The 16,015-nt window shown below is 60.7% G+C and carries 12 protein-coding genes and 2 tRNA genes; 9 read left to right on the top strand and 5 right to left on the bottom strand.

The features are described 5' to 3' along the window. Positions 1 to 91: 91 nt before the first annotated feature. Both NPS56_RS02640 and dcd read right to left on the bottom strand, forming a co-directional pair. Entirely contained in the window at positions 92 to 301 is a 210-nt protein-coding gene (locus NPS56_RS02640) for a hypothetical protein (RefSeq protein WP_017336784.1), read from the bottom strand. Between the two features lie 107 nt (positions 302 to 408). Then, entirely contained in the window at positions 409 to 975 is a 567-nt protein-coding gene (gene dcd / locus NPS56_RS02635; RefSeq protein WP_046816561.1) for a dCTP deaminase, read from the bottom strand. A 353-nt stretch (positions 976 to 1,328) separates the two neighbouring features. Here dcd and NPS56_RS02630 point away from each other — a divergent pair, with 353 nt between their 5' ends. Further along, a complete protein-coding gene (locus tag NPS56_RS02630; RefSeq protein ID WP_002554837.1) occupies positions 1,329 to 1,538 on the top strand; it encodes a cold-shock protein in 210 nt (69 codons plus the stop codon). 139 nt (positions 1,539 to 1,677) lie between these two features. Here NPS56_RS02630 and NPS56_RS02625 read toward each other — a convergent pair whose 3' ends face one another. Beyond that, entirely contained in the window at positions 1,678 to 2,685 is a 1,008-nt protein-coding gene (locus NPS56_RS02625) for a DUF481 domain-containing protein (RefSeq protein WP_274073327.1), read from the bottom strand. A 137-nt stretch (positions 2,686 to 2,822) separates the two neighbouring features. On the opposite strand from NPS56_RS02625, the gene NPS56_RS02620 reads away from it, so the two are divergent. The 4 genes from NPS56_RS02620 to NPS56_RS02605 all read left to right on the top strand — a co-directional run bounded on the left by NPS56_RS02620 (position 2,823) and on the right by NPS56_RS02605 (position 7,639). Then, a complete protein-coding gene (locus NPS56_RS02620; RefSeq protein WP_408601062.1) occupies positions 2,823 to 3,203 on the top strand; it encodes an MGMT family protein in 381 nt (126 codons plus the stop codon). Positions 3,204 to 3,247: 44 nt separating this feature from the next. Beyond that, positions 3,248 to 4,807, top strand: coding sequence for an AmpG family muropeptide MFS transporter (locus NPS56_RS02615; protein WP_274073325.1), 1,560 nt, complete (start codon positions 3,248 to 3,250; stop codon positions 4,805 to 4,807). Positions 4,808 to 4,949: 142 nt separating this feature from the next. After that, positions 4,950 to 6,665, top strand: coding sequence for a proline--tRNA ligase (locus NPS56_RS02610; protein WP_274073324.1), 1,716 nt, complete (start codon positions 4,950 to 4,952; stop codon positions 6,663 to 6,665). Between the two features lie 17 nt (positions 6,666 to 6,682). Then, complete coding sequence (locus tag NPS56_RS02605) at positions 6,683 to 7,639, top strand: hypothetical protein (RefSeq protein ID WP_274073323.1); 957 nt, start codon at positions 6,683 to 6,685, stop codon at positions 7,637 to 7,639. Between the two features lie 91 nt (positions 7,640 to 7,730). On the opposite strand, the gene dinB is transcribed toward NPS56_RS02605, so the two are convergent. Further along, a complete protein-coding gene (dinB, locus tag NPS56_RS02600; protein ID WP_274073322.1) occupies positions 7,731 to 8,792 on the bottom strand; it encodes a DNA polymerase IV in 1,062 nt (353 codons plus the stop codon). Positions 8,793 to 9,089: 297 nt separating this feature from the next. On the opposite strand from dinB, the gene NPS56_RS02595 reads away from it, so the two are divergent. The 4 genes from NPS56_RS02595 (at position 9,090) to NPS56_RS02580 (ending at position 13,677) form a co-directional block, all read left to right on the top strand. Further along, a tRNA-Met gene (locus NPS56_RS02595) sits at positions 9,090 to 9,166 on the top strand. Between the two features lie 219 nt (positions 9,167 to 9,385). Then, positions 9,386 to 9,462 (top strand) — tRNA-Met (locus NPS56_RS02590). 277 nt (positions 9,463 to 9,739) lie between these two features. Then, positions 9,740 to 12,382: a bifunctional lysylphosphatidylglycerol flippase/synthetase MprF gene (mprF, locus tag NPS56_RS02585; protein WP_274073321.1), complete on the top strand. Its 2,643-nt coding sequence runs from the start codon at positions 9,740 to 9,742 to the stop codon at positions 12,380 to 12,382. Continuing rightward, entirely contained in the window at positions 12,382 to 13,677 is a 1,296-nt protein-coding gene (locus NPS56_RS02580; RefSeq protein ID WP_274073320.1) for a virulence factor family protein, read from the top strand. Before mprF ends, NPS56_RS02580 begins: the two co-directional genes overlap by 1 nt. A 151-nt stretch (positions 13,678 to 13,828) precedes the next feature. On the opposite strand, the gene NPS56_RS02575 is transcribed toward NPS56_RS02580, so the two are convergent. Next, entirely contained in the window at positions 13,829 to 15,730 is a 1,902-nt protein-coding gene (locus NPS56_RS02575; protein ID WP_274073319.1) for a potassium transporter Kup, read from the bottom strand. Between the last annotated feature and the right edge of the window lie 285 nt (positions 15,731 to 16,015).

The raw sequence follows: 16,015 nt of genomic DNA, 5'->3' as shown, positions 1-16,015 counted from the left end.
GACGTAAGGGCACCGCGTATTGTCAGGAAGCCCGCGTAATCGTTGACGACCTTAGCGAGCAAGCCCGCTCCCACAGGTACAGGAGAATATCTCAGGCGACCGGCGCGGGAGGCGGCTCGTCGGGCAGCGTCGGCTCACCAGGTTCGGTCGGTTGTTCGTTGGGGGTATCGGGATCAGGCTGGCCGGGGATGCCACCGGCCATGCTGATTGGCGGATGTGCCAACAAGGACCAGGCCAAAACGCCAACCTGATTGGGCTCAAGCCTTGCCAGTTCGGCACTGATACGGGGGTCGATCTTCATATAGCACTCCTGGGCGATGGCCCGACCCGCCTTGCGCAGATCGGAACAGTACACTCCATAGAGTGTACGCTCGCCCAGGAATTCCCACGGTTCGTCAGACGGCTGACTCAGGTGCGCGGCAGAGTGACGCCACGCTGGCCCTGGTACTTGCCGCCACGGTCCTTGTAAGACACTTCGCACTCTTCGTCCGACTCAAGGAACAGCATCTGCGCCACGCCTTCGTTGGCGTAGATTTTCGCCGGCAGGTTGGTGGTGTTGGAGAATTCCAGGGTCACGTGGCCTTCCCACTCAGGCTCGAGCGGCGTCACGTTGACGATGATGCCGCAGCGGGCGTAGGTGCTTTTACCCAGGCAGATGGTCAATACGTTACGCGGGATGCGGAAGTATTCGACGGTGCTGGCCAGGGCGAAGGAGTTCGGTGGAATGATGCACACGTCGCTGTGGATGTCGACGAAGCTGCCCGCATCGAAGTTTTTCGGGTCGACGATCGCCGAATTGATGTTGGTGAACACCTTGAAGTGGTTGGTGCAACGCACATCGTAGCCGTAGCTGGACACGCCGTAGGAGATCACACGGCTATCGTCGCTGCCACGCACCTGGCGCTCGACGAAAGGGTCGATCATGCCGTGTTCCTGCGCCATGCGGCGAATCCACTTGTCCGATTTGATGCTCATGGCGGGTGTCCTGAATAGCGAGGTGGAAAAAATCTGTCCGGCATCTTACCGGGCGCGCCGCCGGGTTCAAAGTGCGCGCTGCAATTCTCGCCGGACATCCAGGAATTACCTGCGTTGGCGACGAACCGACACACCGTCGATCCTTAAAACAGAGAAACCTTCGCAAGAAGCATTGGCACGTTCCGGAAAAAGGGTTAAGGTGGCGTCACTGTGCTGCTTGTGTCACTGAGAATCTCTACACGATATGTTGAATTTCGATCCAACCATCTACAAGAATTTTTCCTGCTCTTTGCACTCAGTCTCGGCCAGGGTTTTTCCTGAGTCGCAGTTATCTTTGTTCAAGGAGTTACACCATGTCTAATCGCCAAACCGGTACCGTTAAGTGGTTCAACGATGAAAAAGGCTTCGGCTTCATCACTCCACAATCCGGTGACGACCTGTTCGTTCACTTCAAAGCTATCCAATCCGACGGCTTCAAAAGCCTGAAAGAAGGCCAACAGGTTTCTTTCATCGCTACCCGCGGTCAGAAAGGCATGCAAGCTGAAGAAGTTCAAGTTATCTAACTTGTACTTGCTTTAGTAAAAAGCCCCGCCCTCAACAGCGGGGCTTTTTTGTGCCTGCAGGTTTTTCACAGGCAAAAAAAGATCGCAGCCTTCAGCAGCTCCTACATGGAGCTGCCGCAGACTGCGATCTTTTTGCGTCTTACCAGGTCACGCCAAACCCTGCCGTGTACCGGGTCTTGTCCAGGTCAGCATCATCAGTCCCGTCGATGATGTCTCGCTCGGCCTTGAGGTTCAGTGACGCCCAATCCGTCACCTTGTAACGCAGCCCCATCTCGGCATCCAGCGCATACTCGGCCACGCCCGACAGCGGCTTGCCCACCTCGCCATTGGTGAAGAACTCCACTTTCTTGCCAATCAGGTAGCGGTTGTAGTCCCACTTCATCGCAACAGAATAGAAGTTCTCCTTGCTGCCATCGCTGAACTGGTAATCCGTGCGATTGACCAGCGAGCCCAGGGAGAATGCGCCCAGCTCGTCATCCCAGAACTGATAACCAGGACCGGTACCGACGGTGCGCTGGCGGGAAAGGTCTTCGACCTTGTCACGCTTGTACACCAGGCGACCTTGCCAGAACCATTTATCCGTCAGGAAACGGTCGAGGGAGTACTCTCCCCGCCAATTGTCCGTGGTGGTCACGTCATCCTGATACTCGCGGTTGTACTCGCCTTCTGCGATGTGCCGCCAGCGGCCATGACGCGCAGTGGTCTTGAAGTCGATGTCGTAATCATCGGTATCTTTCTCGGCACGCTGGTAATCGAGGGCCGCATCGATATTGCCTTTCCACACCAGATCCTCGACCACCGGCTTGGGCTTGAGGATTTGCTGGACACTCGCCAGCTCTACCGTCTTGGGCCCATCACCGTTTTCCAAGGTCACCTTGCCGTCATCCGCCGCGTGCAGCGACTTGGCCTTCTCGCCGGTGTAGGCGTCCTGCTTGACCAGCAGTTGCTGATCACTTTCCAGGGTCTTGACCTGCTTCCAGTCGATCGGCACTGCACCGGCATATTCGGTCTGGACCAGCAACTTGCCGCCATCGAACAGGATGATCTTGCCGCTCAGCTTGTCACCGTTCTTCAACCAGACGGTATCCGCGAGCAAGGGAGTGGAGGCAGTGACGACAGCGAGGCATAGCAAGGTTCTGGACAACATAAGCAAATAAAAGGCTCAGGTTCGCGAAAAAAAGTCGGCATTATCCGCAGGAATAAGACCCTAGCAAGGACTGACCCAACTATTTCTATTGAGTTCATTTCTCAATTGGCGATCCAGCATTTACCCTACAGACGGTACTGCGAACGACTTCAGGAACTGCGAACGTGATCGAGCCGACAGAACAACCCGACAGTCCCGCGCAAATCCGACGCACGGCGCTCTACCTGACGCTCGCGTCAGTTCCCGAAGGCAAGGTCGTGAGTTATGGTCAACTCGCCGAACTGGCGGGACTGGGTCGCGCCGCTCGCTGGGTCGGCAGGACACTGAGCCAACTGCCCGGCGACAGCAAATTACCCTGGCACCGCGTACTCGGTGCCGGCGGGCGCCTGAGCCTGCCCGCAGGCAGTCCCTCCGGGGACGAACAGCGCGCGCGGTTGCGCATGGAGGGCATCAGTATCCAGAACAATCGTGTTGATATTCAGCGTCATGGGTGGCGCCCGGTAGAGCACAGCGGTTAGAGTGCGCGCTTTGTTTCCGTATTTCTTGAGGCAGACTCCAGCCCATGCCCCGTAAAACCTGGCGCGCCGCGCTTGCTGCCTATGCCAGCCCTTCGACGCTTGTACTGTTATTGCTGGGTTTCGCCGCCGGCTTGCCCTACATGCTGGTGTTCTCGACGCTTTCGGTCTGGTTGCGTGAAGCCGGTGTGGCGCGCGAAACCATCGGCTACGCGAGCCTGATCGGCCTGGCGTATGCCTTCAAATGGGTCTGGTCGCCCCTGCTCGACCAATGGCGCCTGCCGTTGCTCGGCAAACTCGGCCGACGCCGTTCCTGGCTGGTGTTGTCGCAAGGGCTGGTGATTCTCGGCCTGGTCGGGATGGGCTTCTGTGACCCGCAAAAGCATTTGTCCTGGCTGATCGCCATCGCGGTGGTCGTCGCCTTCGCCTCGGCCACGCAAGACATTGCAGTGGATGCCTACCGCCTGGAAATCGCCGACGACAGTCGCCAGGCGGCGCTCGCCGCCAGCTACATGTCCGGTTATCGCATCGCGGCGCTGCTGGCCACGGCCGGCGCCCTGTTCTTCGCCGAAGGCTTCGGCTCCACCGGCTTCAACTACAAGCATTCGGCCTGGGCCGGCACTTACCTGCTGTTCGGCGCCTTGATGGTCCCGGCACTGCTCACCTCGTTGTTCATGCGCGAACCTGCCGTACCGCTGCGTACGCAACTGCAAGCCGGGCGCTACAGCTTCGTCCATCAACTGGCCTCGGTGTTCGTCCTGATCGTGCTGCTGGTGTCCGTGCCAGCCATGTTTACCCAGCTGTACAACACCGACTTTGCCAGCGTGCTGTTCGAAGGCGTGAGCCTGCTCGACCTGCTGCTCGAAGACCGCGCGTTCCTGCGCGCCATCCTCTACACCACGCTCACCGCCCTGTGCCTGTCGGCCATGGGCCGCCGGGGCCTGGCGCCGGTGCTGACGCCGGTCAACGACTTCATCCTGCGTTATCGCTGGCAAGCGCTGCTGCTGCTGGGGCTGATCGCCACCTATCGGATGTCCGATACGGTGATGGGCGTGATGGCCAACGTGTTCTACATCGACATGGGTTTCACCAAGGACCAGATCGCCAGCGTCAGCAAGATCTTCGGCCTGATCATGACCCTGGTGGGCGCCGGCATGGGCGGCCTGCTGATCGTGCGCTTTGGCATCCTGCCGATCCTGTTCATCGGCGGTGTCGCGTCGGCGGGCACCAATATATTGTTCCTGATGCTCGCCGACATGGGCGCCGACCTGAACATGCTGATCCTGACCATTTCCCTGGACAACTTCAGCTCGGGCCTGGCGACCTCGGCGTTCGTCGCCTACCTGTCGAGCCTGACCAACCTCAAGTTCTCCGCCACCCAGTACGCCCTGCTCAGTTCGATCATGCTCTTGTTGCCGCGCCTGATCGGTGGTTATTCGGGGGTCATGGTAGAGAAGTTTGGCTATCACAATTTCTTCCTGATCACCGCCCTGTTGGGCGTTCCGACGCTGCTGCTGATCGCCCTGCACTGGTTCCAGGAGAACCGTCGCGCCGGTCCGACACCAACGCCTGAACCGGTTCCGACCCAGGTCGTGGAAGAATCCTAGGAAACACCCGCAGAATTCCTACAGAGGACGGAGTCAATTCCGTCCTGCTGCCACCGCACCGACCGCACGCCTGTACGCCAGCGGAACTCGCCCGTACAATGCTCCGTCATTTCTCGTCATCAGCAATCGATAACGGCCAACCATGCGCACCAGTCAATTTTTGCTTGCCACACAGAAAGAAACGCCTTCCGACGCGGTCGTGATCAGCCATCAGCTGATGCTGCGCGCCGGCATGATCCGCAAACTCGCCTCGGGCCTGTACACCTGGCTGCCGATGGGCTTGCGAGTGATGCGCAAGGTCGAAGCCGTCGTTCGCGAAGAAATGAACGCCGCCGGCTCGCTCGAAGTGTTGATGCCGAGCACTCAACCGGCTGAGCTGTGGCAGGAATCCGGGCGCTGGGAAGAGTACGGCCCTGAATTGCTGCGCTTCAAGGATCGCCACGGTCGCGATTTCTGCGCAGGCCCGACCCATGAAGAAGTCATCACCGACCTGATGCGCAACGAGTTGAGCAGCTACAAGCAGCTGCCGATCAACCTGTATCAGATCCAGACCAAATTCCGTGACGAGATCCGTCCACGCTTCGGTTTGATGCGCGGCCGCGAATTCATCATGAAGGACGCCTATTCGTTCCACGCTGACCAGCCTTCGCTGCAGGTTACGTACGACCGCATGCACCAGGCGTACTGCAACGTGTTCACCCGCCTGGGCCTGAAGTTCCGCCCTGTGGAAGCCGACAACGGCTCCATCGGCGGCGCCGGTTCCCACGAGTTCCACGTGCTGGCCGAGTCCGGCGAAGACGATATCGTCTTCAGCAACGGTTCCGACTACGCGGCGAACATCGAGAAGGCCGAAGCCGTGCCACGCGAATCCTCGCGCGCCGCTGCGACCGAAGAACTGCGCCTGGTCGACACGCCGGACACCAAGACCATTGCCGCGCTGGTGGAAAAATTCAATCTGCCGATTGAGAAGACCATCAAGACCCTGATCGTGCACGCTGAGGAAGAAGGCAAGCTGATTGCCCTGATCATCCGTGGCGATCACGAACTGAACGAAATCAAGGCGGCGAACCAGCCAGGCGTGGCCAGCCCGCTGGTCATGGCCAGCGATGCCGAACTGCGTGACGCCATTGGCGCCGGCGCCGGTTCCCTGGGCCCGTTGAACCTGCCGCTGCCAATCATCATCGACCGCTCCGTCGAGCTGATGAGCGATTTCGGCATCGGTGCCAACATCGACGACAAGCACTACTTCGGCGTGAACTGGGAACGCGACCTGCCAGTACCGACCGTGGCCGACCTGCGTAACGTGGTCAGCGGCGACCCAAGCCCGGATGGCAAGGGCACCCTGGAAATCAAGCGCGGCATCGAAGTCGGGCACATCTTCCAGCTGGGCAACAAGTACAGCAAGGCGATGAAGTGCGAAGTGCTGGGCGAGAACGGCAAGCCGGTCACCCTGGAAATGGGTTGCTACGGCATCGGCGTGTCCCGCGTGGTCGCGGCTGCCATCGAGCAGAACAACGACGACAAGGGCATCATCTGGAGCGACACCCTGGCGCCCTTCCAGGTCGCCCTGGTGCCACTGCGCTACGAAACCGAACTGGTTCGCGAAGCCACCGACAAGCTGTATGCAGAACTGACTGCCGCCGGCTTCGAAGTGCTGCTGGACGACCGCGACAAGAAAACCAGCCCGGGCATCAAGTTCGCGGACATGGAGCTGATCGGCATTCCTCACCGGATCGTGGTCAGCGACCGCGGTCTTGCCGAAGGCAACCTGGAGTACAAGAGCCGTACCGAGGCCGAGCCGCAAGCGCTGCCGGTCGCCGACGTGCTGCCTTTCCTTCAGGCCCGTATCCGCCGCTGAAACCAGATAGAGACGTCATGTTCAAGCGAAACACCTTAGGCCTCGGTGGTGCCGCCCTGTGCGGCGCCCTGCTGGTCAGCGGCTGTGCCAATCACATGTCACAACGCAGCGAGCACGAGGAACGTGTCGAGCGCAAACTGCTCGATCACAGCCTGCAGATCGATGTTGGCGAGCCCAAGGTGCTTGAGCTGCCGCAACGCCGGGTGAAAATCCACGAGCAGAAGACTTTTGAAGTCACCGAGTTCGAGGTCACCCGCCATTACGATCGCTACACCCCGTACCAACCCTGGCGGGAGGTCTATGAGATCCCGCTGGGCGCGGTCGCGGTGGTGGCCGGTGTCGGCGCCAATGTGGCCAACGTGTTCGCCCTGGGCAATCTGCCAGACAGCATGACCCGGGACTGGTTCAGCTACGGCTTCGCCGGGCTCAACCCGTTCATGAACGTGCAGTCCCACGGACGCGCCCAGCAGAACCTGGCCGGCATCGACGAAGTCCAGCTCGACAAGCGCACGGAGTATTCGAGCCTGCCCTGGAGCGAGCGTCCGGTCGAAGTCAAGGCCGGCAAGGAAACCTTCGAGATGAGCACCGACAAGAACGGCGTCTTGCGCCTGAACCTGTTGGACAGCCCGTTCGCCGAACATGACCTCAACCACCTGAGCAAGCTGCAGATCAACGTCCAGGACGCCAAGGACGATGTGCACAGCGATTCGTCGCTGGCCGTCAGCAGCACCTTGCGCGGCAAGTTGCTCGAAGCCCACGGGTTGATTTACGACGACCTTGAAGACGACGAAGTGAGCCAGTGGGTGCACCGGGTCAAGCGCCTGTCGGAGCTGGGCCTGGAAGAAGAAGCCACCGAGCTGGAACAAAGCCTGATCGAGCTGACCCGCAACGATCCGGAGTTGCAGACCGAATTCCTCAAGTCCCTGACCAAGGATGCCGGGCGACTGGTGGCGGCGGATCCCCGACCGAACTGAGGCACCTGTTAAAAGATCGCAGCCTTCGGCAGCGCCTACAGGGGTTCACATTCCCCTGTAGGAGCTGCCGCAGGCTGCGATCTTTTGATTTTTAACGCTCAAACAACTCCATCTGCTCGAACCCACCCCGCAGATCCTCCAGCCTCACCCCCACCCCCAACAACCGCACCGGTTTGCCTCCACGGTTGAACGCCTGGGTCAGCAACAACTGATAACTGCCCAGATCCCGCCCTGCCCCGGCCTGCTCCAGCGTGGTCTGGGTGAAATCATGGAACTTCACTTTGACGAAGGGTTTGCCCGGCCGATAGCTGCTGTCGATTCGCGCCATGCGCGATGCGAGGGTTTCCAGCAGTTCCGGCAGTTTGTCCAGGCAGCTGCGCAGGTCCGGCAAGTCGACGTCGTAGGTGTTTTCGACACTGATGGACTGGCGGCGACTGTCGTTATGCACCAGGCGATCATCGATCCCACGGGCCAGGCTCCAGAGTCGCTCGCCAAAACTGCCGAATTCGCGCACCAGCGCCAACTTGTTCCACTCGCGCAGTTGCGAGCAGTCGACGATGCCGAGCTTGCCCAGCCTGTCGGCGGTGACTTTACCCACCCCGTGCAACTTGCTCACTGGCAAGCCGCTGACAAACGCCTCGACCTGATCCGGGGTGATGACAAACAAGCCGTTGGGCTTTTTCCAGTCGCTGGCGATCTTGGCCAGGAACTTGTTGGGCGCCACCCCGGCAGAGACGGTGATGTGCAACTGATTGGAGACGCGCCGGCGAATGTCCTGGGCAATGCGCGTCGCACTGCCGCCAAAATGCGCGCTGTCCGACACATCGAGGTAGGCCTCATCCAGGGAAAGCGGCTCGATGATCTCGGTGTAATCGCGAAAGATCGTGTGAATTTCCCTGGACGCTTCTCTATAAGCTTCCATGCGCGGCTTCACGATCGTCAGGTCCGGGCACAGCTTCAAAGCATGCCCGGAGGACATGGCCGAGCGCACGCCATAGGCCCGCGCTTCATAGTTGCAGGTGGCAATCACCCCGCGCCGGTCCGCCGACCCGCCTACCGCCAGGGGTTTTCCAGCCAGGCGCGGGTCGTCCCGCATCTCGATGGCGGCGTAAAAACAGTCACAATCGACGTGGATGATCTTTCGCTGGGTCATTTCAACGCGGTGTTCATGAAGTAGAAATAGCGTCACGCGGTGTAGGAAAAACAGTATCTCACTGACAACTGTATATAGCACCAGTACCCGGACGGATCTTTTTCATTCGTTGGAACCGGCCAGAAATTTATTTTCTCAATCGAGAAGTTCGCTGCAATAGAGCCGCAGCCCTTGCCATGCCTGCCTCTCAGGCCTCCAGAGTGCGGCAATTTACAGCTAAGCGATTGAACAGGAACAGGTTTTATCAAAATAGCAGGTTGACACACCCGCGTATTTCTATAGAATGGCCAACACAGACGCGGGATGGAGCAGTCTGGTAGCTCGTCGGGCTCATAACCCGAAGGTCGTCGGTTCAAATCCGGCTCCCGCAACCAAACATCAAAAAAGGCTACTCGAAAGAGTGGCCTTTTTTGTGCGCGTCAGTTTTGTCATCGGCATGCCACAACTCGCAGCACGCTATTATCAGAAATCGTTCAGATTCCGAAACTTAAGTCACCTCCTCCCCTGTTTTGCCCTTTCTCACACTTATTTGACCCAATTGGGGATTAACGGTTGACACCCCGGCGATTCTCTATAGAATGCCGCCACACAGACGCGGGATGGAGCAGTCTGGTAGCTCGTCGGGCTCATAACCCGAAGGTCGTCGGTTCAAATCCGGCTCCCGCAACCAAACATCAAAAAAGGCTACTCGAAAGAGTGGCCTTTTTTGTATCTGTTGAAAAAGTCCTTTCGCAACAATGACCTGTCACTCTTCAGTGAGCCCTCCGGGTCACCGATTCACTGAGTTCCGACTATGCTCAATCCCAGGCTGAGCCCTCTACGACTGTCGACGAACCGTGACCGGGACTCGGTGCCGGGCGTTAATATTTGTGATTATTTTTTTCTACAGGGATTGGTAACTTGGCTGGATACCCCCATCCTGTCGCGCACAATCCAAGAGGTGATTGATGCGCGCCAACTCGTCTGATCCACAAGACACCGTCACAGCGACACAACCGATCAAGGCGCAACGCCTGCGCTTGCTTGATCGAATCAGCAAATACCGCCAACCCATCGGCCTGGCGGTCACCCTGTTGTTGTTCACCATCGCGCTGATTGCCTGTCGTCACCTGTTGAGCGAGCTCGACCTGAACGCGTTGCACGACTCGATCCTCGAGGTTCCGCAACCGGCACTGCTGGGCGCGCTGGGCGCTACCGTCGTCGGTTTCATCATCTTGCTGGGTTACGAATGGTCCGCCAGCCGCTACGCCGGCGTGAGCCTGGCCCCGCGAACCCTGGCACTGGGCGGTTTCACCGCTTTTGCCATCGGCAATGCCATTGGCCTTTCGATGCTGTCCGGCGGCTCGGTTCGCTACCGCCTGTATGCGCGCCATGGCCTTGGGGCGACCGAAGTCGCGCGCATGACACTGTTCGCCAGCCTCTCGCTCGGCTGCGCCCTGCCCCCGCTCGCCGCGCTGGCGACACTCAGCGACCTGCCCGACGCTTCCGCCGCCCTGGGGCTTTCGCAAGTCTTGCTGGGCACCCTGGCGACGGCTGTGTTGCTGCTGTTCACGGTACTGGCCATCGGCATCTACCGCCGTCGCCTGCCGGAACAACCCTACGCCGACAACCTGCTGGTCAGGATCGGCCGCCGCACCTTGCGCCTGCCCGGGCGCCGCCTGACCTTCCTCCAACTGATCATTACCGCACTGGACGTGGCCGCCGCCGCCACCGTGCTTTATCTGTTGTTGCCGGAGGCGCCGCCGTTCGGCGCGTTTCTCCTGGTTTACCTGCTGGCCCTGGCCGCTGGCGTGCTCAGCCATGTGCCGGGCGGGGTCGGCGTGTTCGAAGCCATCTTGCTCGCGGCCTTCTCCGACACACTCGGCGCCGCACCACTGGCTGCCGCCCTGCTGCTCTATCGCCTGATCTATGTGGTGCTGCCGATGCTGGTGGCCTGCCTGTTCCTGCTGATCAGTGAAGGCCAGCGTCTGTTCCAGACTCGCCAGACCCTGCGCGCCGCTTCCGGCCTGGCCGCGCCAATATTGGCGGTGCTGGTCTTCCTGTCCGGCGTGGTCTTGCTGTTCTCCGGCGCGACCCCGGAAATCGACACGCGCCTTGAACACATCGGCTTTCTGATCCCGCACCGCCTGGTCGACGCTTCGCACTTTGGCGCCAGCCTGATCGGCGTGTTGTGCCTGTTGCTGGCCCAAGGCCTGCGTCGTCGCCTGTCGGCGGCGTGGATGCTGACCACCATTCTGCTGCTGGTCGGCGCCCTGCTCTCCCTGCTCAAAGGGTTCGACTGGGAGGAAGCCACTCTGATGGTGCTGACGGCGAGCCTGCTGGGGGTTTTCCGCCGCTCGTTCTATCGCCCCAGCCGCCTGACCGAACTGCCGTTCTCGCCCCTTTACCTGGTGGCCAGCGTGTGCGTGCTCGGCGCCTCGATGTGGCTGCTGCTGTTCGCCTATCAGGACGTTCCGTACAGCCACCAACTCTGGTGGCAGTTCACCCTCGATGCCGATGCCCCCCGTGGCTTGCGCTCGCTGCTCGGCGCGGCGGTCCTGCTGGTGGTGGTGTCCCTGACCTGGTTGCTGCGCACCGCTCGCCCGGTGATCCACCTGCCGACACCCGATGAGCTTGCGCGCGCGAGCAAGATCCTCATGGCCTCCGCCCAGCCGGATGGCGGCCTGGCCCTGACCGGCGACAAGGCGCTGCTGTTCCACCCCAACGACGAGGCGTTCCTGATGTATGCCCGCCGCGGCCGCAGCCTCGTCGCACTGTATGACCCGATCGGTCCGGGGCAGCAACGGGCGGAAATGATCTGGCAGTTCCGCGACCTGTGCGACATCCATCACGCCCGCCCCGTGTTCTATCAAGTGCGCGCGGAGAACCTGCCGTACTACATGGACATCGGCCTGACCGCGATCAAGCTTGGCGAAGAGGCCAGGGTCGATCTCGTGCGCTTTGACCTCGAGGCCAAGGGCAAGGAGATGAAGGACCTGCGCTACACCTGGAACCGTGGCACCCGCGACGGCCTGTCGCTGGAGATCCATGAGCCGGGCCAGGCGCCGATGGATGAACTCAAGGTAATTTCCGATGCCTGGCTGACCGGCAAGAACGTGCGCGAGAAAGGCTTCTCCCTCGGCCGCTTCAGCGACGATTACCTCAAGCACTTTCGCATTGCGGTGATCCGTTTCGAAGGACGCCCGGTGGCGTTCGCCAACCTGCTCGAGACCTACGGCCATGACCTGGCCAGCCTCGACCTGATGCGCGCGCACCCGGACGCCCCCAAGCTGACCATGGAGTTCATGATGGTCGGCCTGATCCAACATTATAAGAGTCACGGATACGCGCGCTTCAGCCTGGGCATGGTGCCGTTGTCGGGGTTGCAACCCCGGCGTGGTGCACCGCTGACCCAGCGACTGGGCTCGATGGTATTCCGCCGTGGTGAGCAGCTCTACAACTTCCAAGGCTTGCGCCGCTTCAAAGACAAGTTCCAGCCTGACTGGGAACCCCGCTATATGGCCGTGCCCGCCGGACTCGATCCGCTGGTTGCCTTGGCCGACACTGCCGCCCTGATCGCGGGCGGCTTGACTGGATTGGTGAAACGCTGATGATTCAACGCTCCCTGCGCTATGTACTGGGCACCCTGGTAGTGATTGCCCTGATTCTCGGTGGTGGCTACTGGTACCTCAAACGCCCGGCACCGGAACCGACCCTTGAGCAATTGACCCCGAACGACGGCGCCGCGATGACCCGGGTTATCCCTGGCACCACGGCAAAAGCCCAGGTGTTGGTGGCGGTCAATGAAGAACAGAAACTCAGCGACAAGCAATTGCTGACCCTGAGCCGTAGTGGCTCGGCAGAGATTGTCCAGGTGATCCTGCCCAAGGACTGCCTGCTGCAAAGCCGCGCCCTGCAGTCGGGCCTGCGGGAACTGAAAGGCCCGGCCACGCTGGTCAGCGGCATCGGCCCGGGCGCGGTGCTGGCCTGGCGCTGGCTGTCCGAGCAGAAGAACGACAAGGCCCAGGCCGTGTCGGTGGACCTGGCCCTGGAAAAACCCGGCTGCACCCACCTGCTGCCGAAAAGCGCCGCCCATGGCCATTGGCTAGTGGCGTGGAACGACAACCCGGACGACACCAGCGCCGGTTTCGTGCGCGACCAGCCCAACGCCGAAACCAGCATCAGCGACTACGACATCAACCTGCCGCAAGTGCTGAACAACGAACTGCGCAAACTGCTGGTCGGTGGCGACAAGGACGCGGGCGGCTTGCAGATTCCAGTGGTAGAAGTGCCCGCCGGCCAGGCCAAGGACACCGTGACCCTGTTCCTGTCGGGTGATGGCGGCTGGCGCGACCTCGACCGCGACGTGGCGGGCGAGATGGCCAAGATCGGCTACCCCGTGGTCGGCATCGACACCCTGCGCTACTACTGGCAGCACAAGAGCCCCGAGCAAAGCGCCCTGGACCTCGCCGAGCTGATGCAGCACTACCGGCAGAAATGGGGCACCAAGCGCTTCATCCTGACCGGCTACTCGTTCGGCGCCGATGTGCTGCCAGCGATCTACAACCGCCTGGCAGAGTCCGAGCAGCAGCGCGTCGACGCCATTATCCTGCTGGCCTTCGCCCGCACCGGCAGCTTCGAGATCGAAGTCGAAGGCTGGCTCGGCAACGCCGGCAAAGAAGCCGCCACCGGCCCGGAAATGGCCAAGCTGCCCGCCGCGAAAGTGGTGTGCATCTACGGTGAAGAAGAAGTGGACGAAAGCGGCTGTACCGACAAGACCGCCGTGGGCGAAGTCATCAAATTGCCCGGCGGCCACCACTTCGACGAAAACTACCCGGCCCTGGCACAGCGGTTGGTGGGCGTGATCCAGAAGCGCCAAGCGCAGGAAACAGAAGCTCAGGAGTGATCTGAGCCGCACAAAAAAGCCCCCGCAGCCTTTTGGTTGCGGGGGCTTTTTTATGGATGCGTGATGTCCCCAAAAGATCGCAGCCTGCGGCAGCTCCTACAGCGGAATGTGTACACCTGTAGGAGCTGCCGCAGGCTGCGATCTTTTGATCCTACATCTCCACCTGCGTCCCCAACTCAATCACCCGGTTCAACGGCAGATTGAAGAAGCGCAAATTGCCGTTGGCGTTCTGCAACATGAACGCGAACAACCCCTCGCGCCAGCGGGCCATGCCTTCGAGCTTGGAGGCGATGACCGTCTCGCGGCTGAGGAAGTACGTGGTGCGCATCGGGCTGAAATCCAGTTCATCGAGATGACAGAGTTTCAGCGCCTTCGGCACGTCAGGCTCGTCGGTGAAACCGAAATGCAGGATCACCCGGAAGAAGCCTTCGCCGTAGGATTCGACCTCGAAGCGCCGGCTCGCCGGCACGCGTGGAATATCCTCGTAGACAACGGTCAGCAACACCACCTGCTCGTGCAGTACCTGGTTATGCAACAGGTTGTGCAACAGCGCGTGGGGCACGGCGTCCGGCCGCGCGGTGAGGAACACGGCCGTGCCCTGCACGCGATGCGGTGGTTGCACGGCGATGCTGCTGATGAAAATCTCCAGCGGCAAGCCACCCTCGTCGATACGCTCCACCAGCAATTGCTTGCCGCGTTTCCAGGTAGTCATCAACACGAACAGCGCAATACCGGCGATCACCGGGAACGCCCCGCCCTGAACGATTTTCGGCACATTGGCGGCGAAGTACACCCCGTCCACCAGCAGGAAACCCAGCAGGATCGGCACCGCCAGCACCGGCGGCCACTTCCACAGCAGCAGTATCACCGCCGACACCAGAATACTGGTCATCAGCATGGTCCCGGTCACCGCTACGCCATAGGCCGAGGCCAGGGCACCGGAGGATTCGAAACCCAACACCAATAGCACCACGCCAACCATCAACGCCCAATTCACCGCACCGATGTAGATCTGGCCCTGTTCGGCGCTGGAGGTGTGCTGGATGTGCATGCGCGGAATGTAGCCGAGCTGGATCGCCTGGCGGGTCAGGGAGAACGCCCCGGAAATCACCGCCTGGGAAGCGATCACCGTGGCCAGGGTCGAAAGACCGACCAGCGGAATCAATGCCCAGCTCGGCGCCAGCAGATAGAACGGGTTGCGCGCGGCTTCCGGATCGCCCAGCAGTAGCGCCCCCTGGCCGAAGTAATTGAGCACCAGCGCCGGCAGCACCAGGATGAACCAGGCGCGGGCAATCGGCTTGCGGCCGAAGTGGCCCATGTCGGCATACAGCGCTTCGGCACCGGTCAGCGCCAGCACGACCGCGCCAAGGATCGCCACGCCCATGCCCGGATGCACCACGAAGAAGCGCACGCCCCACGCCGGGTTCATCGCCTGCAACACTTCCGGGTGCTGGATGATCCCATGGACACCCAATGCCCCCAGCACCACAAACCAGGTGACCATGATCGGCCCGAACAGGATGCCGATGCGCGCAGTGCCGTGGCGCTGGATCAGGAACAACGCCACCAGCACGATCAGCGACAGCGGCACCACCCAGTGGTCGATGCCGTCGAATGCCAGCCCCAGGCCTTCAATGGCCGACAGTACGGAAATCGCCGGGGTGATCATGCTGTCGCCATAGAACAGCGCCGCACCGATCAGTCCGCAGACCACCAGGATCGTGCGCAATTTCGCGTGCCCTGCTGCCGCCCGCCGGGCCAGCGCGGTCAAGGCCATGATCCCGCCTTCGCCCTGGTTATCGGCACGCAGGACAAACATCATGTACTTGATCGACACGACCCAGATCAGCGACCAGAAGATCAGCGCCAGAATCCCCAGCACGCCGTCATGGTTGACCGGTACGCCATAGCCCCCGGAAAAGACTTCCTTGAGGGTGTACAGCGGGCTCGTGCCGATATCGCCATAAACCACCCCGACCGCCGCGACCAGCATGCCAATAGGCTTGGCCGCCGTATGACCGGCACCCTCAGCCTGACTACTTGCCTGACCCATCCACCACTCCTACTACCCAGACCCGGGCTTCTGCGAAGAAGCACTATGCTTTGTCATGCAGCATGCGCTGTTTTACTTGCTGTTACAGACGTTTTGTTGACTGTAAAAAATCGGTAAAGCCCAACGGCGCGAAGCATAGCGCAGCACTCGTCGTATTTCCCTGCATAAAGCTGGTCAAGTGAACGTCTCATCGCTAGAATTGCGCACTTTTTGATCAGAGGCGCAGTTCAAGCGCCCGTCCGTCGGTTTTGCCCAACCCGGCAAGCGGCGTCACAAAACACCGAG

The organism is Pseudomonas putida, assembly GCF_028682635.1.
Lineage (GTDB): Bacteria > Pseudomonadota > Gammaproteobacteria > Pseudomonadales > Pseudomonadaceae > Aquipseudomonas > Aquipseudomonas putida_AE.
This window is presented reverse-complemented; position numbering and strand designations above follow the sequence as displayed.